The organism is Ensifer sp. Root558 (genome assembly GCF_001427045.1).
Taxonomy (GTDB): Bacteria; Pseudomonadota; Alphaproteobacteria; order Rhizobiales; family Rhizobiaceae; genus Ensifer; species Ensifer adhaerens.
The window spans coordinates 577,228-601,504 of sequence record NZ_LMGC01000035.1; the positions used below are offsets into that span (position 1 = coordinate 577,228).

20 protein-coding genes are annotated in these 24,277 nt (G+C 62.5%); 5 read left to right on the plus strand and 15 right to left on the minus strand.

Features of this window, described 5'->3' with window-relative positions:
• Positions 1 to 5 precede the first annotated feature (5 nt).
• The 5 genes from ASD63_RS29130 to ASD63_RS29150 form a co-directional block, all read right to left on the minus strand.
• Positions 6 to 1,592: a Re/Si-specific NAD(P)(+) transhydrogenase subunit alpha gene (locus tag ASD63_RS29130; RefSeq protein ID WP_060530225.1), complete on the minus strand. Its 1,587-nt coding sequence runs from the start codon at positions 1,590 to 1,592 to the stop codon at positions 6 to 8.
• Positions 1,593 to 2,156: 564 nt separating this feature from the next.
• On the minus strand, positions 2,157 to 2,909 hold the full coding sequence (locus ASD63_RS29135; protein ID WP_034796220.1) for an ABC transporter ATP-binding protein: 753 nt from the start codon (positions 2,907 to 2,909) through the stop codon (positions 2,157 to 2,159).
• Positions 2,903 to 3,970, minus strand: a complete 1,068-nt coding sequence (locus ASD63_RS29140) for an iron ABC transporter permease (RefSeq protein WP_226020927.1) — start codon at positions 3,968 to 3,970, stop codon at positions 2,903 to 2,905. Before ASD63_RS29140 ends, ASD63_RS29135 begins: the two co-directional genes overlap by 7 nt.
• A complete protein-coding gene (locus tag ASD63_RS29145; RefSeq protein ID WP_060530178.1) occupies positions 3,970 to 5,115 on the minus strand; it encodes an ABC transporter substrate-binding protein in 1,146 nt (381 codons plus the stop codon). The genes ASD63_RS29140 and ASD63_RS29145 overlap by 1 nt, the downstream gene beginning before the upstream one ends.
• A 52-nt stretch (positions 5,116 to 5,167) precedes the next feature.
• Entirely contained in the window at positions 5,168 to 6,301 is a 1,134-nt protein-coding gene (locus ASD63_RS29150) for an ABC transporter substrate-binding protein (RefSeq protein WP_060530179.1), read from the minus strand.
• Between the two features lie 104 nt (positions 6,302 to 6,405).
• On the opposite strand from ASD63_RS29150, the gene ASD63_RS29155 reads away from it, so the two are divergent.
• Positions 6,406 to 7,209 carry a class I SAM-dependent methyltransferase gene (locus ASD63_RS29155; protein ID WP_034796179.1) on the plus strand — a complete coding sequence of 268 codons (804 nt, stop codon included), beginning with the start codon at positions 6,406 to 6,408 and terminating at the stop codon, positions 7,207 to 7,209.
• 57 nt (positions 7,210 to 7,266) lie between these two features.
• Here ASD63_RS29155 and ASD63_RS29160 read toward each other — a convergent pair whose 3' ends face one another.
• On the minus strand, positions 7,267 to 8,769 hold the full coding sequence (locus tag ASD63_RS29160; protein ID WP_060530180.1) for an aspartate aminotransferase family protein: 1,503 nt from the start codon (positions 8,767 to 8,769) through the stop codon (positions 7,267 to 7,269).
• A gap of 11 nt (positions 8,770 to 8,780) precedes the next feature.
• Positions 8,781 to 9,869 carry a pyridoxal-phosphate dependent enzyme gene (locus tag ASD63_RS29165; RefSeq protein ID WP_060518054.1) on the minus strand — a complete coding sequence of 363 codons (1,089 nt, stop codon included), beginning with the start codon at positions 9,867 to 9,869 and terminating at the stop codon, positions 8,781 to 8,783.
• A 79-nt stretch (positions 9,870 to 9,948) separates the two neighbouring features.
• On the opposite strand from ASD63_RS29165, the gene ASD63_RS29170 reads away from it, so the two are divergent.
• Positions 9,949 to 11,964 carry a transcriptional regulator gene (locus ASD63_RS29170; RefSeq protein ID WP_034796169.1) on the plus strand — a complete coding sequence of 672 codons (2,016 nt, stop codon included), beginning with the start codon at positions 9,949 to 9,951 and terminating at the stop codon, positions 11,962 to 11,964.
• A 33-nt stretch (positions 11,965 to 11,997) separates the two neighbouring features.
• Here ASD63_RS29170 and ASD63_RS29175 read toward each other — a convergent pair whose 3' ends face one another.
• The 6 genes from ASD63_RS29175 to ASD63_RS29200 all read right to left on the minus strand — a co-directional run bounded on the left by ASD63_RS29175 (position 11,998) and on the right by ASD63_RS29200 (position 18,860).
• Complete coding sequence (locus tag ASD63_RS29175; protein ID WP_060530181.1) at positions 11,998 to 12,888, minus strand: dihydrodipicolinate synthase family protein; 891 nt, start codon at positions 12,886 to 12,888, stop codon at positions 11,998 to 12,000.
• 28 nt (positions 12,889 to 12,916) lie between these two features.
• On the minus strand, positions 12,917 to 14,536 hold the full coding sequence (locus tag ASD63_RS29180; RefSeq protein ID WP_060518061.1) for an ABC transporter ATP-binding protein: 1,620 nt from the start codon (positions 14,534 to 14,536) through the stop codon (positions 12,917 to 12,919).
• A complete protein-coding gene (locus ASD63_RS29185) occupies positions 14,529 to 15,452 on the minus strand; it encodes an ABC transporter permease (RefSeq protein WP_034796145.1) in 924 nt (307 codons plus the stop codon). The genes ASD63_RS29180 and ASD63_RS29185 overlap by 8 nt, the downstream gene beginning before the upstream one ends.
• 10 nt (positions 15,453 to 15,462) lie before the next feature.
• On the minus strand, positions 15,463 to 16,377 hold the full coding sequence (locus ASD63_RS29190) for an ABC transporter permease (protein ID WP_034796335.1): 915 nt from the start codon (positions 16,375 to 16,377) through the stop codon (positions 15,463 to 15,465).
• 87 nt (positions 16,378 to 16,464) lie between these two features.
• Positions 16,465 to 17,964 carry an ABC transporter substrate-binding protein gene (locus ASD63_RS29195; protein ID WP_060518063.1) on the minus strand — a complete coding sequence of 500 codons (1,500 nt, stop codon included), beginning with the start codon at positions 17,962 to 17,964 and terminating at the stop codon, positions 16,465 to 16,467.
• A gap of 26 nt (positions 17,965 to 17,990) precedes the next feature.
• Positions 17,991 to 18,860: a DMT family transporter gene (locus ASD63_RS29200; RefSeq protein WP_034796137.1), complete on the minus strand. Its 870-nt coding sequence runs from the start codon at positions 18,858 to 18,860 to the stop codon at positions 17,991 to 17,993.
• A gap of 230 nt (positions 18,861 to 19,090) precedes the next feature.
• Between ASD63_RS29200 and ASD63_RS29205 the strand changes: the two genes are divergently transcribed.
• From ASD63_RS29205 to ASD63_RS29215, 3 genes are read left to right on the plus strand one after another with little or no spacing between them, the layout of a single operon-like run.
• On the plus strand, positions 19,091 to 20,287 hold the full coding sequence (locus tag ASD63_RS29205; RefSeq protein ID WP_060530182.1) for an exo-alpha-sialidase: 1,197 nt from the start codon (positions 19,091 to 19,093) through the stop codon (positions 20,285 to 20,287).
• On the plus strand, positions 20,284 to 21,240 hold the full coding sequence (pdxA, locus tag ASD63_RS29210) for a 4-hydroxythreonine-4-phosphate dehydrogenase PdxA (RefSeq protein WP_034796131.1): 957 nt from the start codon (positions 20,284 to 20,286) through the stop codon (positions 21,238 to 21,240). Before ASD63_RS29205 ends, pdxA begins: the two co-directional genes overlap by 4 nt.
• Before the next feature lie 4 nt (positions 21,241 to 21,244).
• On the plus strand, positions 21,245 to 22,363 hold the full coding sequence (locus tag ASD63_RS29215; RefSeq protein WP_034796128.1) for an iron-containing alcohol dehydrogenase: 1,119 nt from the start codon (positions 21,245 to 21,247) through the stop codon (positions 22,361 to 22,363).
• 58 nt (positions 22,364 to 22,421) lie between these two features.
• Here the strand turns inward: ASD63_RS29215 and ASD63_RS29220 are convergent, their stop codons facing one another.
• Positions 22,422 to 23,123, minus strand: coding sequence for a FadR/GntR family transcriptional regulator (locus tag ASD63_RS29220; RefSeq protein ID WP_034796126.1), 702 nt, complete (start codon positions 23,121 to 23,123; stop codon positions 22,422 to 22,424).
• A 3-nt stretch (positions 23,124 to 23,126) separates the two neighbouring features.
• Positions 23,127 to 24,155, minus strand: coding sequence for a four-carbon acid sugar kinase family protein (locus tag ASD63_RS29225; protein ID WP_034796123.1), 1,029 nt, complete (start codon positions 24,153 to 24,155; stop codon positions 23,127 to 23,129).
• Positions 24,156 to 24,277 lie beyond the last annotated feature (122 nt).

The following is a 24,277-nucleotide window of genomic DNA, read 5'->3' on the forward strand; positions in this document are numbered from 1 at the left end:
CCCGATCAGGATTTCTGGAACATGGCGAGCATGCGCCGCGTGACGAGGAAGCCGCCGACGATGTTGATCGTGGCGATCAGCACCGACAGCGCCGCAAGCAGCACCACCAGCCAGTTGCCAGACCCGATCTGCAGCAGCGCCCCGAGAATGACGATGCCGGAAACCGCGTTGGTGACGGCCATCAGCGGGGTGTGCAACGAATGCGAGACGTTCCAGATGACCTGGAAGCCGACGAAGCAGGCGAGCACGAAGACGACGAAGTGGCTCATGAAGGCAGGCGGAGCAAAGGCGCCGACCAAAAGCAGCAGCGCCGTGCCGACGGCGAGAAGCGTCAGCTGGCTCTTCGTCTGGGCCTTGAAGGCTGCGGCCTCGGTCGCACGCTTTTCCTCCGGCGTCGGCTCCTTCACTTTCTCCTTTGGTTTCTGCGCCGCGATCGCGGCGATCTTCGGCGGTGGCGGCGGATAGGTGATCGCACCCTGGAAGGTGACGGTCGCGCCACGGATGACGTCGTCCTCCATGTTGTGGACGAGTTTGCCATCCTTGCCCGGCGTCAGGTCGGTCAGCATATGGCGGATATTGGTGGCATAGAGCGTGGACGCCTGCGCGGCCATGCGGCTCGGGAAATCGGTATAGCCGATGATGACGACGCCGTTGTCGGAGACGACCCGCTGATCGGCAACGGTCAGGTCGCAGTTGCCGCCACGCTCGGCCGCAAGATCGACCACCACCGATCCCGGCTTCATCGCGGCGACCATGTCGGCAAGCCAGAGTTTCGGTGCATCACGGCCCGGGATCAGCGCCGTGGTGATGACGATATCGATCTGGGGCGCAAGCTCGCGGAACTTGGCAAGCTGCTTCTCGCGGAACTCCGGCGAAGAGGGAGCCGCATAACCGCCGGTGGCAGCGCCATCCTGCTGACCGCCCCCCTCACCATCGGCAAAATCGAGATAGACGAACTCGGCTCCCATGCTCTCGATCTGCTCGGCGACTTCCGGCCGCACGTCAAAGGCGTAGGTCTGAGCGCCAAGCGAGGTGGCGACCCCGATCGCCGCAAGACCGGCGACGCCCGCACCGATCACCAGGACCTTGGCCGGCGGCACCTTGCCGGCGGCCGTCACCTGGCCGGTGAAGAAGCGACCGAAATTGTTGCCGGCCTCGATCACCGCGCGATAGCCGGCGATATTGGCCATCGACGACAGCGCATCCATCTTCTGGGCGCGCGAAATGCGCGGGACCATGTCCATGGCGATGACGTTGACGCCCTTTTCCCTGGCGAGCTCCAGAAGTTCGGCATTCTGGCCCGGATAGAAGAACGAGATCAGCGTCTTGTCCGCAGACAGATAAGCGACCTCGCTCGGCTCGGGCGGCCGTACCTTGGCGACCACATTTGCCGAAGCCCACAGCGCCTCTGCCGACGGGGCCACCTCGACGCCCACGGCCCGATAGGCATCATCGGAAAAACCGGCCGCAACGCCCGCGCCCGTCTCAATGATGCTGCTATAGCCAAGTTTCGCAAGTTGCACCGCGCTGTCAGGTGTCAGCGCCACGCGCGCCTCGCTTGCGGTTACCTCCCGCGGCGCGCCAATTTTAATCGCCATGCTTGTCTGTCCTCTCCTGCCGACTAGGCAATGCCTTGTCCCTCAACAATGCGACAGCAGAACAAGCAAACCTTGAGAGTACTGTCCAGTACGCTTTGCCGCGAATCCGTCCATTCTTGTCGCTTTTTAGTTTTCACTAATCGTTTTTATCGGCCAAGCACTCCAGCCGACGGGCCGCTCGGGCACCAATGGCCAACAAAAAGGGGCGGCGACGCCCCCACGAAGAGGGTGCTGCATCGGCTCCAGGGGGCCGCCGATTGCGTATGTGAAGCGACGCTTCACCAGAGAGGGGTCCCGACCTGCGCGCGTTTCATGAAACGATCGTGCCGAGCCGCGACTGACAATCCGGCGCCTGGCGTCGACACGCTACGGGGCCGCTGCTGCAAGCCCTCCTTCGGAAGTTTTTATTTCAATGCCCTCGGCACGGCACGGCGACGCGGTCTCGCCGCGTGCCGCGCCGTGCGGCCCCTTGGGAGGATGTTCTAGTTGCGGCTTTCGTAGCTGCTCAGATTTGCAGGGGTGACGAGCTCGAACGTGAACGACCCGCGCGTCCACGCATCAAAGGGATTCGTCGACAATGACGACCGGTCGCCCCAGGGAGCAGGCCTCCACCCGCGCCTCGACGCGATAAACCGAGCGCAGCATATCCGCGGTGATGACGTCGTGGGTGGGGCCGCTCGCCAGCACCGACCCGCCGCTGATGACGATCGTGTCGTCGCAATAGCGCAGCGCATGGTTCAGGTCGTGCAGCGCGATCAACACCGCCATACCCGACTGCGCCGACAAACGCTTCATGAAGCCAAGGACCTCGATCTGGCGAAAGAGATCGAGCGCCGAGGTCGGTTCGTCCATCAACAGCACTTCGGGCTTACGCACGAGAGCTTGCGCGATGGAGACGAGCTGGCGCTGGCCGCCTGAGAGCTCACCAAGGCCACGAAAGGCGAGATCGGCGATCCGGAGTTCGCCCAGCACTCGGTCGATCTCGGCGAGTTCGGCGTCCTTCACCTTCCAGCCTGAGCCTTGCTTGGCCGACAACAGCACCGACTCGTAGACGGTCAGCACGGCATTGGCGCCGGTATCCTGCGGCATGTAGCAGATGCCTTCGGACCCCTTGGCCGTATCGGACAGGTGGACAGTGCCGGGACCGGAGGTCAGGTTTGCTATGCGCTTGAACAGCGTCGACTTGCCGGCCGCATTCGGACCAATCACCGCCGTCAGGCCACCGCCGCGCAAGACACCGGTGTTGACATCTAAGAGCACCGTGCGCCGGCCATAATTCGCGCCGACCTTTTCCAGCGACAGGCTTACCATGCGCGCCTCCTGTTGGTGAAAATCAGCACGAAGAAGAAGGGCACGCCAACGAGCGCGGTGATGACTCCAATCGGCAGGACGGCGCCCGGAATAATCATCTTGCTCACGACCGAAGTGACCGAAAGAAGGAGCGCGCCGCACAACACAGAAGCTGGCAGGAAGAAGCGCTGATCCTCGCCGACCAGCATGCGTGCGATGTGCGGAGCGACGAGACCAACAAAGCCGATCGTGCCAACGAAAGAGACCGGGATCGCCGCAAGCAGGCTGACCGTCATCATTGCTTCGAGCCGGAGCCTTCGAACATTGATACCGAAGCTCGCAGCCTTATCGTCACCAAGCCGAAGCGCGGTCAGCGCCCAGGCGTGCCGTGCAAACAGCGGCAAGGCGAACAGCAGCACGGCGCCGGTGATCCAGACCTTTGGCCAGGTTGCCTTGGTGAGACTGCCCATCGTCCAGAAGACGACGGCGGCCAGCGCCTGTTCGGAGGCGAGATATTCGAGCAAAGACAGCGCGGCATTGAAGGTGAAGACGAGCGCAATGCCGAGCAGAACGATTGTTTCGACCGTAACGCCGCGCATGGTGGAGGCGAAATGGATGAAGAGCGCCGCCAACATCGCCATAAGGAAGGCGTTGATTGGCACCATGTATTGGACGGCGACGGGAAAAACCGCCACGCCGGCAACGAGACCGAGGGCCGCACCGAAGCCGGCAGCGGCGGAAATGCCGAGCGTGAATGGACTTGCCAGTGGATTGGCAAGGATCGTCTGCATCTGCGCGCCTGCGACCGACAATGAGGCACCCACTGTCACGGCCATCAGGGCGATCGGCATGCGAATGTCCCAGATCACCACCCGGAGCTGGTCGCTTACAGTTTCCGGTCGAAAGAGCGCGGTCAGCACATCCGCGAGTGGATAGTTCGCAGGCCCGAGAGCCATGTCGACTGCAACCGACGCAAAGAGCGCGACGATGAGGCAGAAGATCAACACCAAGCGGCGCAAAACGAGAGAGCGGTAGCGCCCTCGCCCTTCAACGCCGGATACTTGTTCGGTCATGGCAACCATCATTCACCACTCTTTGGAAGCGAGGCGAAGTAACCCGCGCGGTAGGTCACCGGCAGAAACTTCTCATGGAACTCGCGGAAAGTCCGGTCCGGGTCTATGTCGGCAAAGAGCTCCGGATGGAACCACTTGGCAAACTGCTGGATCGGAATGAACTCGTAAGGGGCGCCGTAGAACTGGTGCCAGACGGCATGCACATTGCCCTCCTTCACCGCCTTCAGGCCGGGAAAGCCCGGGCGCTGCATAAGGCCGCGCAGGCGATCTTCTGCCGCCGCCGCATCGGCGCCGCGTCCGACGCTAACGAACTGGTTGAGATCGGATTCCGCCGACCAGTTACTGCCGGTGATAATGACATGATCCGGATCGCTGACGATCAGCTGCTCAGGATTGAGGTCGCCGAAGGTCCCCTTGATGACGTCAGAACCGATATTGTGGCCGCCGGCCTCTTCCACCATTTTGCCGAAGTTGGCCGGACCGAAGGTGCGGCAGCAGACAACGTCGCCGGTGATGCCGGGAGAGCGCTCGATGAAGACTTTCGGCCGCGCAATTTCCCCCGCCTTCTTGAGGCGGTCCGTCACCAGCGCGATTTGAGCATTGCGATAGTCGATGAATTCGCGGGCCTTCGCTTCGGCACCGAAGAGCTGGCCGAGGATTTCGACCGATTTTTCGCTATTGGCGGCAGGATCCACGCGGAAATCGAGATAGACGACGGCAATGCCGGCGGCAGCGGCCTTTTCGATGAAGCCCGATTCTTCGACCGCCTGCTGCGCTTCGAGATTGAGCGTCAGAACGTCAGGCTTGAGCGCAATCGCTGCCTCGAGGCTGAAATCGCCTGAAGGGATATAGCCGAACCGCGGCAGTTTCTCGATTTCGGGGAAGCGCTCCACATAGGCAGCGTAGGAGTCCGGATCCTTCTTCAAAAGATCATCGCGCCAACCGACGATCGTGTCGAAGACATGCTCGCCTTTCAGCGCTGCGGCCACGTGGATCTGCCGTGCCTCGCCCAACAGGACGCGCTTGGCCGGGAGCGCAATTTCGACCCGACGGCCGGTGACGTCGACAATTTCAGCCGCACTGGCGGGCAAAGCCGCCAATACCAGGGCTGCGACCATCGCCGACGCGATTTTCCCGAAGATCGACATTCTCATTCCTTTTTAGTTGCGACGCCGGAGTCCTCCCCTCCTCCAGCTGTCGAACCGCTTACTTGGCTGACGTCAGCGAGACGAAGTAGCCGCTCTTGTAGGGAAGCGGCAGGAAGCGCTCATGCAACTCCTTGAACGTCGCCTCCGGGTCGAGGTCCGCGAAGAGATCCGGGTGCAGCCACTTGGCGATCTGCTGGATGGCCACGAACTGGTAGGGATTGTTGTAGAACTGGTGCCAGATGGCGTGAACCTGGCCGTCTTTCACGGCTTCAACGCCGGTGAAAGCCGGGCGCTTGGTCAGGTTTTCGAGCTTGCGGGCCGCTTCCTTCTCATCGGCGCCATAGCCGACGCCAACCCAGGCACCACCCGGCACATAACCCTGCCAGTTGCCGCCGGTGATGATGATCTGATCGGGATTGGCAGCGATGATCTGCTCCGGATTGACCACGCCGAAGGTGCCGGGAATGATGTCCTTTGCCATGTTTACGCCGCCGGCGAACTCGACCATCTTGCCGAAGTTCTCGTTACCGAAAGACATGCAGCAATCGTCGGAGTAACCACCGGCGCGTTCGACAAAAACGAGCGGCTTCTTCGGATTGGCCTTCGCCAAAACGTTTGTCACCTTGGCGATGCTCTCGGCGCGAAACTTGATGAACTCCTCGGCCTTCTCTTCCTTTCCCAAAAGCTTGCCCATCACGCGCATGCTCGGCTGGGTGTTTTCCATCGGCTTCTCGCGGAAATCGACGTAGACGAGCGGGATACCGACCTTGGCGAGCTTCTCGATGTAGCCAGCCTCCTCCGTCGCCGTCTTGGCGTCGACGTTCATCAGAACGACATCGGGTTTCAAGGCAACCGCCTGCTCGATGTCGAAGGTGCCATCCTTCATGCCGCCGAAGGTCGGCAGCTTGGCAATGCCAGGGTACTTTGCGAGATAGGCGGCATAGCTTTCAGGGTCTGCCTTTGCCAGATCATCGCGCCAGCCGACGACGCGCTTGAACGGCTCGTCGCGGTCGAGCGCGCCGAGGAAATAGATCTGCCGCCCTTCGCCGAGAATCACGTGCTCGACGGGTACGTTGACCTCGACATCTCGGCCCGTGACATCCTTCAACGTCACGACATCAGCGAAGGCTGCCGTAGAAAAAAGCACGCAAAGGCTTGCGGCGGCCGCAGCCACCCTGTTGAAAAACCGCATTGTTTTAGCTCCGCTGGAAAATTCAGGCGATCTAATGTTTCATGACTTTATTAGTCAACATTTATCTTTTAGAACGCCTCCAAACAGGAACGAGCGGTATCGACATGAGCGATGTGACGGAGCGGCAGAACTACAACCTGCGCGATGAAATCAAGGCCTACTGGTCGGACCGCGCGGCTACCTTCGATCTGTCCCCGGGCCACGAGATCTTCTCGGAGGAAGAACGCGCGGCCTGGCATCAACTGTTTCTCCGTCACCTTGGGCCGGGCGCAGGGCGTGCCGCGCTCGATCTTGCGAGCGGCACCGGCGTCATCTCGCATCTTCTCGATGAACTCGACTTCAAGGTGCAGGGCCTCGACTGGGCCGAGCCGATGCTCGAACGCGCCAGGGATAAGGCGCGCAAGCGCGGGCGAGCGATCCGCTTCGCCCTCGGCGACGCCGAAAATACCATGGAGCCCGACAACCACTACGATGTAATCGTCAACCGGCATCTGGTCTGGACGCTCGTGGACCCGGCCGCAGCCTTTGGCGAATGGCTACGGGTCCTGAAGCCCGGCGGCATGTTGCTGATCGTCGATGGCGACTTCGTCAATACAACCGCGCTCGAGCGGCTGTTCTCCAAGCTCAGCACATGGGGACAGCGCCTCGGCCTGTTCAAGGCTGAGACGCCAACCGGTTCGCCGCAGATGACGGCGACGCACCGCAGCATCCTCTCCCGCGTGCATTTCGCACAAGGCGCCCGCGCCGAGGCCGTCGTCGCGCTGTTGCGCGAGGCCGGCTTCACCGAGATTACGATCGACAGGGACCTTCGCGAAATCCATCGCACCCAGGCCGCGAATTGGAACCTTTTCAAGGGCTTGGCGCGACAGTCGCAGCATCGCTACGCCATTCGCGCGACGAAACCTTAGGGTCGAGGCAAACCCTACGCAGTCAGTGACTGTTTTCATGCGCAAAAACGACCAGGCTCACGACTGCGCAATCTCCCTGCCAATCCGCAGGACCTCCGAGATTAAAAGGTTCAGGTCGTCCGGGCGGGTGCGATGATTGCAGATCGCCGCGCGCAGGCAATGCTTGCCCCGGATCGTCGTGTCGGAAAGCGCCGCCACGCCGGTTTCCTGCAGGCGCAGCATGATCTCGAGGTTGGTCTCCTTCAGTCGCTCCTCATTTAGACCTTCGGGCGCATAGCGGAAGCAGACGATGTTGATCTCCGGTTCAACGATGAGTTCCAGAGGCGGATTCGAACGGACGAGATCGGCGAGGAAGGCGGCCTGCGCGACGTTCTGGTCGATCAGCCGGCCGAACTTGGCGATGCCGTGCTCCATCAGCGCCATCCAGACCTTCAGCGCCGCAAAGCCGCGGCTGGTCTGAAAGCCGAATTCGTGAAGCCACTGACCGGAGGCGATGCCACGCGGCATGCCCTGCAGAAACTCCGGCGACACCGCAAAGGTTTCCCGGTGCTTTGCCCGGTCCCGGACAAGCGCGCAACCGACCTCAAAGGGGGCATGCAGCCATTTGTGCGGGTCGAGCGCGACGGAATCCGCCCGCTCGATGCCCTTGACGCGCCAGGCGTTCTCGGGCGCGATCGAAAGCAGCGCTCCGATACACCCGTCTACGTGGAACCACAGGTTCTCCTCCGCGGCGATCCCGGCCAAGGCGGTGAGATCGTCTACTGCACCGGAATTGACCGTACCGGCAGTACCAATGACGCAGGCAGGCCTGAAGCCCCGCGCGCGATCCTCGGCGATCGCCGCGCGAAGCGCCTCAAGGTCGATGCGGTAACGGGAATCGGTCGGGATCCGTCTAAGTGCCTTGTTGCCGAGGCCGAGCGTCTCGACCGCCTTGCGATGGCAGGAATGAACCTGATCCGAGGCGTAGAAGCGCATGGGTTCCGTGAGGGCCGCAACGCCCTCTTCGCGCAGATCGATGCCCGCCATGGCGTTGCGGGCAACCGTCAGCCCGACGAGGTTGGCCACCGAACCGCCGCTGACCAGCGTGCCGCTCGCTGCCTCGGGAAAGCCGATCATGTCGCGCAGCCATCCGACGACCTGCTGGTCGACGAGGGCAGCGGCATGGCGTCCGCCCCCGAGATTGGAACCCTGGATCGCTGCGAGAAAATCGCCGAGCGCCCCGGTGAAGTTGCCGGAGCCCATGTACCAGGACCAGAACCGTGGATGGATGTTGCCCATTGGATAGGCGAGCACCGTGTCCTTGACCTGTCGGTACACGTCCTCGAGGGGCGTCGGCCGATCCGGGACCGGCGCCTGGTACAGCGCTTCGATCTCCTCCGGCAGCGGTTGCCAGACCGGACGCTCGCGCACGCGGCCGAGATGGCCGACGGCATCGTCGATGATCCGGTGGGCGAGCGCCGAGACGGACGACCAATCGGGTGGGTCGAGGGTCTCGAGCGTAGCCAGGAGTTCCGGTTGCGTGAAGGCTCCCACGCTTTGCCTCGGTGATCGCGCTCCCATCGTTCCTCTCCCTATTCGGCGGCGAGCTGGAAGCCGGGCGTGGATCGCGACAGCTCCATCTCCTCGTCATCCATGTCCGCCGGGATCGTTTCGAACAGCGGCGTCGACAGATAGCGCTCCCCTGTGTCAGGCAGCATGCACAGGATCACCGAGCCGGCCGGCGCGTGCTCCGCGATCTGGCGCGCAACGCCGAAGGTCGCGCCGCCCGAAACGCCAGTGAAGATGCCCTCTTTCTGTGCGAGCGCCTTGGCCCATTCCATCGCCTTCGGACCGGCAATGGGGACGAGTTCGTCATAGTAGCGGTTGTCAATCGCCTCCTGCAGGACGTCGGGTATGAAGTCCGGTGTCCAGCCCTGGATCGGATGCGGCTCGAAGGCGGGATGGCTGGCGGCCGGCGCACCGCCCGTTCCGCGCTGTTGCGCATGACCGCTGCCGAGCAACTGCGCGTTGGCGGGCTCGGCAAGCACGATCTTCGTCTCCGGACGCTCACGCCGCAAAACCCGGGAGACGCCAACCACCGTGCCGCCGGTGCCGTAGCCTGTGACGAAGTAATCAAGACGGGAGCCGGCAAAGTCGTTGACGATTTCCCGGCCGGTCGTCGCCTCGTGGATCGCGGCGTTGGCTGTGGTCTCGAACTGCCGGGCGAGGAACCATCCGTTCTTCTCTGCGAGTTCGATCGCCTTGCGATACATGCCCAGGCCCTTCTCGGCGCGCGGCGTCAGAACGACCTTGGCGCCCAGCATGCGCATCAGCCGGCGGCGCTCGACGGAGAAGCTATCGGCCATGGTGACAACCAGCGGATAGCCTTTTTGCGCACAGACCATCGCCAGTCCGATGCCGGTGTTACCGCTGGTGGCCTCGACTACGGTCTGTCCGGGCTTCAGCTTGCCTGTGCGCTCGGCCTCCTCGATGATCGCAATCGCCAGCCTGTCCTTCACCGACGAAGCCGGATTGAAGAACTCCGCCTTGACATAGATGGTCGCGTTGCCGACGCCGAGATTGTTGACGCGGATCGCCGGCGTGTCGCCGATCGTCTCCAGCACGCTGTCGAAAAGCCGCCCGCGGCCGCTCGTGGTTCTCAGTCCAGAATTGTTTGGCATGGGTCCTCTCACTCTTCCGGATGCTAGGTTCGGCGAGGGATGCTAAAGTGCTGGCGTGGGAGCCGGCGTGGGAGTGCGCATGGAAACGGATGGCCCGGACGTGGTTTTTTCGGCAAAGGAGCTGGAACTGCGGCTGCTCGGGCCGATGAAACTCATGCGCCGCGGGGTGGCCGTGCCGTTACCGCCGTCGCGCAAGGTGCGCGCGCTGCTCGCTTATCTGGCCCTGACGCCAGGTTCGGTTCCTCGGGAACGGCTCTGCCATCTGCTCTGGCAAGTGCCGAGCGATCCGCGCGGTGAATTGCGCTGGAGCCTGAGCAAAATCCGCTTGCTCATGGACACGGATGGCCGCAAGCGCGTGATCACGGCTAACGACCGGATTTCACTCGATCTCGAAGACTGTGACATCGACGCACGCCACATCCAGGAAGCAAGGCGGCGCGGTATCGGAAACCTCGATCTGGAGGCGTTGCGGCCGATTGCTGGACGATGCGGAGGCGATCTGCTCGAAGGGGTCGAGATCGACAACAGCCCTGCCTTCGAGCACTGGCTGACATCGGTGCGGAGCGAGTTTCGCCTATACGCGCTGGAGATCGCGGCAGAAATCGGCAAGAAAACACCCGTCGGCGGTGAGGACGGCTTGCCGGCAGCCCGGCAATGGCTCGACCTCGCGCCGCTCGACGCAGACGCAAATCTCCGCTTCCTGGCGGAACTGTCCCGCAGGCGGATGGGCGACGCCTGCAACCGGCATCTCGATGCGGCAGCGCGCCTCTTTGCCGATGAGGGCGAGGACTTCGCGCCGATCCGAGAGGCATGGGAACGCCTCAGGCCCCTGTCCCGACAACCGGCGGTCGTCGTCGTTTCTGACGGTGTTGGCAGACCTTCCGAGCCCATCCACGTGACGGTCGCGCGCCGCGCCTCGATTGCCGTCATGCCGTTCCGCGAACTTGTCGCGGGCGGGGCGGGCCGGAACGATCTCGGCAGCGCGGTCGCGCATGACGTCATCAGCAAGCTGGCGCGCCTGCGCAGTCTCTTCGTTATTGCCCGAGGCTCTGTTTTTGCCATCGCTGGCGAAGGGCTCGAACTGCCGGAAATCGGCCGCCGGCTCGGCGTCGACTATGTCGCCACCGGCTTCCTGGAACAGCACGAACTCGGGATCGCCGTGAACGTGGAGGTCGCAGAGGCGGCCACCGCGCATATCGTCTGGACTGAGCGATTCGAGGCGCGCGCGGCCGAGCACTTTGCCGTCGTCGACGAGATCAGCAACAGCATCGTGTCGTCGATCGCCGCTGAAATCGAGAACGAAGAGCGCAACCGCGCGATCCTGAAGCCTCCGGATTCGCTCGACGCCTGGGAGGCCTATCATCGCGGCCTCTGGCACATGTTTCGCTTCACCGCCGAGGAAAACGAGCGCGCCGCCGAGTTCTTCCGCCTTTCGACACGCCTCGATCCAACCTTCTCACGCGCCCATGCAGGGCTGTCCTTCACCCACTGGCAAAGGGCATTCCAGCGCTGGGGCGACCGCGACGGCGAGACCCGGGACGCGCTCAAGGCCGCCGGGCAGAGCCTCTTGGTTGACGATCAGAACCCCGCCGCGCACTGGTCGATGGGGCGTGCCCTCTGGCTGACCGGAGACCACGACCAGGCGGTGCGCGCACTGGAGCACTCGGTCCTTCTCAGCCCCAATTTCGCCCTCGGGCACTATGCGCTCTCCTTCGTGCACGCGCAGTCCGGCGACCCCGCAGCGGCGATCACCGCATCTGATTACTCGCGGCTTTTAAGCCCCTACGACCCGCTGCTGTTCGGCATGCTCGGCACCCGCGCGATTGCCCTCATCCGGCTGGACGCCTTCGAGGAGGCTGCAGACTGGGCGATCAAGGCGGCAGCCCGTCCGAACGCGCATGTGCACATCCTCGCGATCGCAGCCCATTGTCTTGCGCTCGCCGGACGCCTCAGTGAGGCTCGCAGCTACGCGGCCCGCATCCGCCTGCAGAAGCCGGATTACCGGACGGACAATTTCCTCGACGCCTTCCACTTCACACCCGACGTCATCGCCCGATATCGCCAAGTGGCGGCCTTGATCGGGCTGGCGACCTGAGTGATCGGTGCCGGCCAAATTCGCCTGCGTGTCTTAGAGCCGCTGGAGAAGGCGGTAGCGTTCAAGGATTTCAGCGATCTGTTCGTCCTGTGCCTTGTTTGGCAGAAGTGCTGGCTGTCGGCTTGCGCCGACAGATGCATCCTGCAGGTAGAGGGCGCGCTTGACCATCGCCGGGGCAAAGCCGAGTGCATAGAGGTCGGTCCGAAAGGCAGCAAAGGTTGCCTGCTGCTTCTGCGCTTCGACAATGTCGCCGGCATTGAAGGCCTTCAAGATACCTGCAAGCACATCCGGCATGGCGTTGCCGAGGCCCGAGATGCAGCCAGCCGCACCATTCTGCAGTGCCCAGAGCACGAGATGATCGGGGCCGGAGTAGACTTCGAAACCATCGACCTCGTTGGCAATCTGCAGATAGGCTTCCAAAGTTTCTTTCGCGCCGCCGGAATCCTTGATGCCGGCAATGTTGCCGTGGCCGGCAAGGGCGCGCGCCGTGTCGGGCTCGATATGGTTCTGCGTGCGGGCGGGTATGTCATAGAGGTAGACTGGCGTCTTCACGGCATCGGCGACGGTCGAGAAATGACGGACAAGGCCATCCTGGGTGCAGGCAATGAAGAACGGCGTGATCACTGCGATCCCGTCGACGCCGATCCGGTCGAATTCTCGGGCGAGCTTTACCGTCTCGAAGGTGGCCGGCATGCCGGCATTGACGATCACCTTGACGCGGCCGCCGACCTCGTCGACCACCTCCTCCGTGAGGCGCACCTTTTCCTCGTATGTCAGCGCGGTGAAGTCACCGTTGGTTCCGGCGCACATGATGTTGTTGCCGGATGCGACCTGTCGGCGGACCTGGGCGCGCGTCGCCTGGTAGTTAATGGTCTCGTCCTCGTTGAAGCAGGTCACGAGGGCGACGAAGGCTTGCTTGGTCATGCGGATTTTCCTCTCAATGGACGGCGCCTCAGGACGCGCGCTGAAGACGGGCGGCGCGATGAGCGGCCTGGACGTCGGGATCGGGGTCGAGGCCGGCTGCAAGCAGCGCACGCGTATAGTCTTGCTGCGGCGCGTCGAACACCTCGCGCACCGTGCCAAGCTCGACGATGTTGCCCTTCTGCATAACCATGACGTGGTCGGCAAAGTCGCGCACCACCGGCAGATCGTGGGCGATGAAGATAAAGGCGATGCCCATTTCCTTGCGCAGCCGGTCGAGCAGCGCGATCACCTGCGCCTGCACCGAAACGTCAAGCGCCGAGACCGCCTCGTCGCAGATGATCAGCTGCGGCTCGAGTGCGAGTGCGCGGGCAATTGCGATGCGTTGGCGCTGGCCGCCGGAAAACTGATGTGGGTAGCGGCCCATGTGCTCCGGGCCGAGACCGACCTGCACAAGAAGATCAGCCACCCGCTCGCGCCATTTCGCCTTGGGCAAGATATCCGAATGAATGACCCAGGCCTCGGAAATGAGCTGGTAAACGGTCATACGCGGATTGAGCGACTGCGTCGGGTCCTGGAAGACCATCTGCAGGTCGCGGCGCAGCTTGTAGAGTTCCGTGGGCGACATCGTGAAGAGGTCGCGGCCCTTCCACAAGGCGCTGCCACTATCCGGTTCGTCGAGGCGAAGCAGGATGCGCGCCAGCGTCGACTTGCCTGACCCGCTCTCGCCGACGACGGCCATGGTCTCGCCGGGCATGAGGTCGAAGGACAGGCCCTTCAGCGCCTCGAAGGAGCCATAGCGTTTGCGCACGTCGCGAACTGAAAGAACGGGTTCGGCGCGAGCGGCTGGCACATGCATCTCGCCCTTGCCTGGGGCGGCGGCAATCAGCTTCTTGGTATAGGGATGCTGCGGGTTCTTGTAGACCTCGCGCACCGTGCCGGCTTCGACCAGGACGCCTTTTTCCATCACCACCACGCGATCGGCGATCTCCGCGACCACGCCGAGGTCGTGGGTGATGATGAGGACCGCCATGCCGGTCTCTCGCTGCAATTCCTCAAGCAGCGCGAGCACTTCGGCCTGCACGGTGACGTCGAGCGCCGTCGTCGGCTCATCGGCGATCAGGAGATCTGGCCTGAGTGCCAATGCCATCGCAATCATGACGCGCTGGCGCTGGCCGCCGGAGAATTCGTGCGGATATTTGTCGAGCGAGCGCTCCGGGTCGGGGATGCCGACCCGGGTCAACAGCCGCAACGCCTCGGAAGCGGCTTTCGCGGCGTCGGTCCCGTGGGTGGTGAGCGCCTCGCGGATCTGCCAGCCCACGGTATAGACCGGGTTGAGATGGCTCAGCGGGTCCTGGAAGATCATGGCGATACGGCGCCCGTTGACCTTTCGCCTTTCCTGCGCCGGCATTGTCAGCAGGTCGACGCCGTCGAGCAGGATCTCGCCCGAGCTGATGCGTCCCGGCGGCATGTCGATCAGGTTCATGATCGCCGAGGAGGAGACCGACTTGCCGGATCCGCTCTCGCCAAGGATTGCGAGCGTCTCGCCACGGTCGAGATGGTAGGAGATATTGCGGACCGCTTTCACGACGCCGACTGCGGTGTGGAATTCGACCGACAGGTCGCGAACTTCAAGGAGATGGTCAGCCATTCTTGCGACCTTTCATTTCAAGACGCCAGCGCTGCACTGGGTCGAGCGCGATGCGCAGCCAGTTCGACAAGAGGTTTAGCGACATGGTGGTAAGGATGATCGCAAGGCCGGGCCAGAACGAAAGCCACCATGCGTTGGTGAGGTACTGACGTCCCTGCGAGATCATCAGGCCCCAGGTGATTTCCGGCGGCTGGATGCCGATACCGAGGAACGAAAGCGCGCTTTCGGCCAGCATCACATAGGCGAAGTCGAGCGTCGCAAGCGTCGTCAGCGTCGGCAACACGACAGGCAGAATGTGGCGGAACAGGATGCGCTTGCTTGATGCGCCCATCACGCGCGCGGCCTGCACGAACATGCGTTCACGGATTTCCAGCACTTCGGCGCGTGTGGTTCGCAGGTAAACCGGGATGCGTGTGATCGCCAGCACCAGCATGAGGTTCAGGATCGACGAGCCGAGAATATAGAGAACGATGACCGCGATCAGCAGCGACGGAAAGGACATGATCACGTCCGCGAGCCGCATGATGATCTGATTGACGCGCGGCGAGGAAAAGCCGGCGACAAGGCCGAGGAAGGTGCCGACGGTTGCTGAAAGCGCGACGGCACCGGCGGCCACCATCAGCGTGTTCTGGGTGGCAACGATGATGCGGGCAAGCAGCGGCCGCCCGAGGGCATCGGCCCCCATCCACCAGACCCAGCCTCGCTCCCAGTCGAAAGGCACGGCGTTGCGGCCTCTAAGGTTCTGTTTGGTCGCGAGATCGCCGAGCCAGGTCGGCCCGATGATTGCGATGATGAGAACGAAAAGCAGGAAGATCGCGGCGCAAAGCGCGAATTTGTCGGCAAGCAGCATGCGGAACATGCGGGTCGCAAAGCGCGGTTCTTCGGTAACAACGGTATCGGCGGTCTGCAGGGTCATGGTCCCCTCCTCAGTGCCGGATGCGCGGATCGAGCAGCGCGTAGGCCAGATCGATCAGCAGGTTCATGAGGAAGATCGCCAGCGCCGTGACGAGGATGGCGGCGAGCACGACGTTGAAATCGCGCTGCAAGATGGAATCGATCATCAGCTTGCCGACGCCCGGAAACCCGAAGATCGTCTCGACGATGACCGCGCCGTTCAAAAGGCTCGCGGCCTGGTCGCCAATGACGGTGATGACCGGCAGCATGGCGTTGCGCAGCGCATGCACGAAGATGATCGGCCCGGATTTGACGCCCTTGGCGCGCGCCGTCTTCACATAGGCCGAAGAAAGCGCCCCGATCATCGAGCCGCGCACCACTTGGACGATGATGCCGAAAGGCCGGATGAACAGAACCGAGATCGGCAGGATCCAATGAAGCAGCGACCCCGTGCCCGAAGTCGGCAGCCAGGCGAGGTTTACCGAAAAGACGACGATCGCGACGATGGCGATCCAGAAATCGGGAACGGAAGCGCCGACCAGCGAGATCAGCGAGGAGAGCCGATCGAAGAAGCCTCCAGCGCGGAAGGCGGCAAGCGAACCGACGACGATCGCAGCACCAGCGACCAGCGTCATGGTGATGACTGCGAGCCAGAGCGTCCAGGTGAAGGCCTCAAGCACCACGTCCAGAGCAGGACGCGCCTTGCGCAGGGATTCGCCAAAATCGCCGGTGACGACGTCGCCGACATAGCGTCCGAACTGCACCAGCATTGGATCGTTCAAGCCATGCAGCTCGCGGAATTGCGCCTTCATCTCTGCGGAGGCTTCGACCGGCAGGAACAAGGCGGCCGGATCACCTGTCAACCGCGACAGGAAGAAGACCATGACGAGCAGCCCGACGAGCGAGATCAGACTGGCCACGGCGCGTTTTCGAACGAATTTCAGCATGGCGCCCTCGAAGAAATCCGGCGGCGGGATCATCCCACCGCCTTGATTGCTGTTGTGACTGGCGAACCTGTCGTTCGCCAGGGCAGATTACTTGATCTTGATCTCCGAGAGCTGCAGCGTCCCGTTGGTCGCCATCGTCGGCTTGAATTCGAGCCGCTCGGAAACGCGGGAGAAGCCTACCATGTGGAAGAGCAGGACGTCGGCAACGACATCGTCATGCACATAGGCGATCAGTTCCGACCAGAGCTTGGCACGCTCGTCGCCGACGGCAGCCGACGCGCGCTTGATCAGGTCGTCGACCTTCGGATCGGAGAAGCCGGACTGGGTGCCTTCGGTTGCGTATTTGAAGAACATCGAGAACGACGGATCGCCCTTGGAATTGTCGTGCATGGCGGCAACGATCTGCGGGCCGCGACCTTCCTTGAAGGGCTTGGAATAGTACTGCTCGTGCTCGGCGACCTCGACGAATTTCAGCTCGACCTTGAAGCCGACTTCCTCAAGCTGCGCCTGAATGGCCTCCATGATCTCGGTCACGTTCGGAAAGTTTGCAGAACGGGCGATGATGGTGATGGGCGTGTCGACTTTGACGCCATCGGCCTTGGCTTCCTCAAGCAGCTTCTTTGCGCCTTCCGGATCGTAGGGGAAGACCTTTACGTCGGGGTTCCAGCCAAGCGTCGGTGGCGGCACGATCGCGGTGGCGAGCAATGCACTTTCGGGAACCAGGGTACCGAGGAAGGCCTGGCGGTCGATGGCGACGTTGAGCGCGCGGCGGACACGAACGTCGTTCAGCGGTTCGATGTTGTGATCGATGCGCAGGTAGACGGTTTCGCTGTCGAGGTAGGAAAAGTCCGTTGCCGGGTTCGTGGCATCGAGCTGCGAGATCGACGGCGAAAGGTCGGCTTCGCCGGTCTGCACCATGGCTGCGCGCACCGACGGGTCGGCGCGGAACAGATAGGTGGCTTCCGTCACTTCGGGCTTTGCGCCCCAATAGTCGTCACGGCTGGTCAGCACGATCTGCTGGCCCGGCGTCCAGTTGGTCAGCTTGTACGGACCGGTGCCGACCGGTTCGCGCACGAACTCAAGCGGCGTTTCCTCCGGCACGATCGTGACGAGAGACATCAGCAGCGGCAGGATCGGCTGAACCGGATCGGCCTTGAAATCGATGGTGTAGTCGTCGACGACCGTCGGGGTCACCGTGATGCCGCCGAAGTAGCGGCGCGATTCACAGGTGTTCTTGTCGCTCATGATGCGATCGAAGCTGTGCTTGACGTCCTTGGCGTCAAAGGTCGTGCCGTCGGAGAACTTGACGCCCTTGCGCAGGTGGAAGCGCCAGCTGCTGTCTTCGTTCTGCTCCCATTTTTCGGCCAGGCGCGGCATGACGCCCTTGTCACTGCGAACGTCGAGTTCGGTCAGCGTTTCGCTGACGTTCTGCATGATGACGCGGCCGATGTTCGAGCGCGTGGCCATGCAGGGCTCCAGCAGGTCGGCCTCCTCGGCCAGCACGATCTTAATGGGGCCGGACCCGGCGAATGCGGGCGACAGGGCCGAACTCAACATGAGTGCACTCAAGACAAATAATTTCTTCACGGCATTTCCTCCCTAGTGAAATTCGTTCAGCTGGATGTTGCTTTTCCGGATCGCGCGGCAATTAGCGCCGCGCAACCGATGAGCCCGCCGCCGCAAAGGGTGGTGAGGGCGATCTGTTCGCCAAAAAGCGCGAAGCCGCCGAGCGCCACGAGCGGCAAGCGCAAAAAATCGACCGGCGCGACGATCGTGGCGGGCGCGAGTGAAAAAGCATGGGTCATCATACCCATGCAGGCAGTTCCCACGAAACCCTGCAGCGCCAGAAGCGTCATCTCCCTCGCCCCAGGCATGGTCCAGAACGGCAAGGCGAAAAGAAGCGCGATCGGAACGGTCAAAAGGAGATTCCAGACGACCAGCGTTGAGGTCTTATCGCCCTTCGACATGGACTTCAGGATCAACTGAATGGTCGACTGGAGCATCGCGCCAGTGAGGGCGAGAAGGATGGCGAGACTGAAGCCGGTTCCCGAGGGGCCGATGATCAGCATCGCGCCGCCAAAACCGAGCACCACCGCACCGATCATAGCCGGGCCAGGCCTTTCGCCCAGCGCCAGTGCGGCACCGTGCAAAAGGAAGATCGGCGACATGAAAGCGATGGCCGTCACGTCAGCAAGCGGCCCCCAGCTGAAGGCAGCGAAGAAGGCGACCATGGCGAGCAGCTTGAAGCCGGCACGGACCGCATGCTGACGCAAGGGGTGGCTCGACTTGAGCACCGATGGGCGCAGGGCAACAAAAGGCAGAAGGATGAGCGCGCCGAAGAAAGCGCGGAAGAAGCCGATGACGAAAGGATGCACGGCGCCGTTCAGCGCCCGCACGATCACCGCGTCGGCGGCAGCAAGGATCGCTGCACCAACCGCGAACATGACCGCCATCTTAGCCCCCTTCGGGCTGGCTTCCAGCATCAGACCTCCTCCCGGCATCCTCTTGCCGGCTTGTTCAGACCATCCACCTTTCACCAAAGTTTGTCAAATTAATTCGCGATGTAAATTTTGTATCGAAATAATCACAATAAATATTTCAGTAAAATCAGTGCGTTATGCGTCATAGTAAACGGGCACATGTCTATTTGTAACTTTATCAAACTTGACAACTTTGAAAATTGGGTGATTTTCGAAGCATACAGGAGGAACTCATGGACCCTGAAGAAATCGCCCGCAGCATGAATGGCCTGCTTCAAACCGTGTCGCCCGAGCGTATGGAAGCGCTGTTGCCGTCGCCGATGATCCAGAACCATGCAGCCTTCCTGCATCTGCTTTCAGACGGCGCGCTCGCCTGTGCCTGGTTCGGCGGCACGCTCGAGGGCAAATCGGACATTTCCATCTTTGCTTCGGTGCTGCCCAAGGGGGCGACGCAATGGGGACCGCCGCAGCGCCTGAGCTTCGATGCCGCGCATTCGGAGCAAAACCCGGTGCTCTTCACTGCGCCCGATGGCAGGCTGTGGCTCTTTCACACCTCCCAACCCTCAGGCAATCAGGACGAGTGCCGGATCCGGATGGCTGAGGTCCGCCGCGATGCTTCCGATCCGCTGGTACTAGCGACCGGCGAAGGCCGTTACCTGGACCTTCCCCGTGGCTGCTTCATCCGCGCGCCGCTCGTGGTGCGCGGTGACGGCGCGTGGCTGCTGCCGATCTTTCGCTGCGTTCAGCGCCCCGGGCAGAAGTGGAACGGCAGCCATGATACGGCAGCCGTCGGCATTTCGCTTAATCAGGGCGAGACCTGGCAACTGGAAGAACTGGATCAGTCCATTGGCTGCGTGCACATGTCGCCGGTGTCGCTTGGCGAAGGCCGTCTTGCTGCCTTTTTCCGCCGGCGGCAGGCCGACTGGGTCTACAGGACCGAGAGCCTCGATGAGGGCCGCTCCTGGTCCAGGCCCGAGGCCAGTGACATCCCGAACAACAATTCCTCGATCGCCGCTCTCAGTCTGAAAGACGGCCGGATCGCGATGATCTGCAACCCCGTAAGCGCGGCCGACACCGCCGAACGACGCACGTCGCTTTATGACGAGCTCGGCGAGGACGACAACCGCCCGGACGCCGACCCCACGGGCGGTTGCGTTCCGATCTGGGGTGTCCGGCGCGCGCCAGTCTCTCTTTGCCTCTCTCAAGATGGCGGCAAGACATTTCCCGTGCGCCTGCTGATCGAGGACGGCCCCGGGACATGCCTTTCCAATGACTCGACCGACGGCCGCAACAAGGAGATGTCCTATCCCTGGCTGCTGGAGGGGCCGGACGGCGCCATGCACCTTGCCTACACCTACCACCGGCGCGCCATCAAATATGTCCGCCTGGCCCCTGGCTGGGACCACGCTGACCAACGGAGACCTTCATGAGCAATATCATCGGCATAACCATGGGCGACCCGTGCGGCGTCGGCCCCGAGATTTCGGTGCGCGCGCTGGCCGACATGTCGCCGCAAGAACGCGATACGGTCCGGATCTACGGCAATCTCGCGACGCTCGAAGCGGCCCGCGCCGCTCTCGGCCTTGAGGTTGATCTCACCGGACATGTCGTCGATCTGCCGATTGAAGGTGCGCCGCTTGCCTGGGGACAGCTGAGCCCTGTCGCCGGCGACGCGGCCTTTCGCTTCATCGAAAAGGCAGTGCGCGATGCAGAAGCCGGTGTGATCGGTTGCATCGTCACGGCGCCCATCAACAAGGAAGCGCTAAACCTTGCTGGTCATCACTATGACGGCCACACCGGAATGCTGCGCAGCCTCACGGGCTCCAAGGCTGCCTACATGCTGCTTGCCTCCGAGCGCCTCAAGGTTATCCACGTTTCCACCCACGTGGCGCTGCAGGAGGCGATCCGACGCTCGACGACGGAACGGGTGCTCGCCACGATCCGCGCCGGCGACGCTCACTTGAAGCGTATCGGCTACGTAGCGCCCAAAATCGCGGTCGCCGGCATCAATCCCCACTGTGGCGAAAATGGCCTGTTCGGCACCGAGGATGACGACCAGATCGTGCCGGCCGTTGCGCAAGCACGCGCGGAAGGCATCGATGCCTATGGACCGATTTCAGCAGATACGGTGTTCTATCGCGCCTATTCGGGCGCCTTCGACCTCGTGGTCGCGCAGTATCACGACCAAGGGCACATCCCCGTGAAGCTTGTCGCCTTCGACACCGCCGTGAACGTCTCGGTGGACCTGCCGATCGACCGAACCTCGGTCGATCACGGCACGGCCTTCGACATCGCCGGCAAGGGGATCGCCAACCACGGCAACATGAACTCCGCCATCGCCTATGCCCGCAAGTTGGTGGCAGGCGACGCCAAGCGAGGATGACACCATGACCATCGCTCCCATCACCCTTTATCAGCCGCGCCGCCTCGCCGTCGGCGCCGGCACAATCGCAGAGGTCGGCGCCTGGGCGGCCGATGCCCGTTCAGTGCTCGTCATCGCCACGCCGATCACCGCAGGCTTCGTCGACCGCCTGAAGCTTTCCGGCCGCGTTACGGTGTTCGACGCCATCCCGGGCGAACCCGATGTCGACACGCTCGATGCCGCACTCGACTTCGCGCGCCAAAACAGCCCGGACCTCATCGTCGGCCTTGGGGGCGGATCGGTGCTCGACGTCGCCAAGCTTGTCGCCGTGCTTTGGGACTCCGAGCAGACGCTTGCCGATGTCGCCGGGCCAAACCGCGTACTCGGCCGCAACACCCGCCTGGCTCAGGTCGCAACGACCGCCGGCACCGGCTCGGAAGCCGGGATCCGCTCGCTCATCACCGACCCGGCCAAGGGAAACAAGATCGCGGTCGAAAGCGCGCACATGATTGCCGACCTGGCTGTTCTCGATCCGGAACTCACCTATTCCGTGCCGCCGGCGGTAACCGCCGCCACCGGCGTCGACGCCATGGCCCATTGCGTGGAAGCCTTCACCAATCGCCGCGCCCATCCGATGATCGACGGCTTTGCCCGAATGGGCTTCAAGCTCGTGGGCAAACATCTCGCCCGCGCAGTCAGGGATGGAGCCGATACCGAGGCGCGAGAAGGGATGATGCTTGCTTCCTACTACGGCGGCATCTGCCTTGGGCCGGTCAATACCGCGGCTGGCCATGCCATCGCCTATCCGCTCGGAACGCGGCTTCGCCTGCCCCACGGATTGGCAAACGCCATCATCTTTCCGCATGTGCTCGCCTTCAACCAACCGGTTGCCGCGGCCAAGACGGCAGAAGTCGCAAGGGCGCTCGGTCTCGGCGAAGATCTCTCCTCCCAGGAACTCCTGGGCGCTGCCCGTGGCTTCTGCCGTGATCTCGGCATCGAGATGTCGCTTGCCGCTCACGGCGCAAGTGCCGACGACTTGCCGCTTTATGCAAGCGAGGCCCATGCCAACCGAAGGCTCATGGACAACAACCCGAGCGATATGAGTGTGGAGGACGTGCTTGCCGTCTACAAGGCAGCCTTTTGATCCATAGACCATGCAAAAAACAAAACCCCGGCGTCTGCCGGGGTTTTTGCTTTGTCGATTACTTGGTCGCTTGGAACAGACGTTCGCGGGATCCGGAAAGGTGGTCATGCATGAGTTGTCTCGCCTTTACGCCTTCACGCGCGGCAATCGCTTCCGCGATCGCTTCGTGCTCCCCGAAAACGCGCGTCAGCCCGGTCGTCTCCCGTTTGACCGAGGCGCCATGAAACCGCATCCCGACCGCGATGTGATCCTTGAGCGCTTCCATTGCCGTGAAAAAATAGCTGTTCTGGGCCGCACGTGCGATCGCAAGATGAAACTGGAAGTCCGCATCCTCCCGGTGCGATTGCCGGTTGGTGGCGTCCCGCATCAGTTCCAACGCCTGGCGGATGGCGGACAAGCTGGCCGCGTCATGCCGCTCGGCAGCAGCCTGCGCGGCAGCCGGCTCGACCGTCAATCGGAACTCGTAGCAGTTCAGAAGATCGGCGACGTTTTCCAGTTGTCCGAAGCCCAGCGGCTCACGCATGCCGACGGCACGAACGAAACTGCCGGCGCCGCGGCGTGAATAGATGAAACCCTGCTCGCGCAGCCGGCGCAACGCCTCTCGAATGATCGGACGCGAAACCTCGAATTCACTTGCCAGTTCGTGCTCGGTCGGCAAGCGCTCGTCCGGCTTGTAGGCGCCGGACTTGATCGCACGGTGCATGCGCTCAAAGACGAGATCGCCGAGGCTCTTGCGTGCTGTTCCGTTCTCCAGTCCCATCCGTCATCCCATCTTGCGAAGGACAGCCTCCGCGATTTCCTTAAGCGTATCCGGCGCGCCGAATCCGCCGGACTTGGCAATGATGCAACGTCCATCGACCTCAGCCAAGCCCAGGCCGGGCAGGCACTCGCCCAGCAGGCGAAAACGCTGGATGCCCATTTTCCTCAAAACTGCCTCTCCAGTTGCGCCGCCGGACAGAAGCAGCGTCCCTGCCCGTTCGACAAGGCCCGGACAGACGCTCTCGGCAAGCGCCTCGGAAACGGCCTCCGGCGTCACCTCCCCTTCACCCGGCACCGCCTGAACGAGCGTGATTGCGCCGCCGGTGTCGTCTGCGGCCGAAAGCCGCCCGTTGGGCGCGGGCAAATAGGATAAGGCAAGGTCGTTGCGAAGCGTGTCGATCTGGGCAAGGGTAATCGGGTCTCGGGACCCAATGACGAACAAAGCCCTACCGGCAATCACCTGGGCAGCCCGCGGTTGTTGACCGCCACTCATCCGTTCGGCAAGCGCCTCGGCCAGACCGCGCGCTCCAATCAGCAGATCCGTACCACTTCTTTCCGCATTCTCAAGCAAGGCGCGCATCTCGGCTTCAGTGGATACGTCCGGGATGATGGCCTTGGCCGCATGCCGGCCGAGCTTCTCGGCAACGGAGATGGGCACATCTACTCCGAAGCCTTGCACGCTGCCGGACATGACAACCCGACCGAAGGCCGGGATGGCGGGCGCCACGAGCGCCGATCCGAAAGACATTGCGTCGAGTTCGGCGACGATGTTGCCCTTAAGACGGGAGTCGACCTTCTTGAAGATGCGCGAACCCGAAGGCAGCGCAGCGAGCGTGGCAACTGTTCGTTGCCGGGCGGATGCGGGGCTGCGTTCTCGCGATCCGAGATTGACCGAAACCACGTCCGGCCCCGTTTTCAGGACATCATCGATCGCTTCGGGCGCCAAAGCGACTTCGACATAAAAGCCCCTCGCGGCAAAGGGCGCCGCGGCATCCAGAGCGCCGGTCAGATCATCAGCGACAATGACGAGCATCTCAAAATCCAGACGATTTGTTGTTATCTTTAATTGTCCATTTTATATTGAAATGTCAATATTTTTTGGAAAGAAATTACAAATTAGGCGCACTCTGCCGCGACCGATGTTAGGCATCGGTT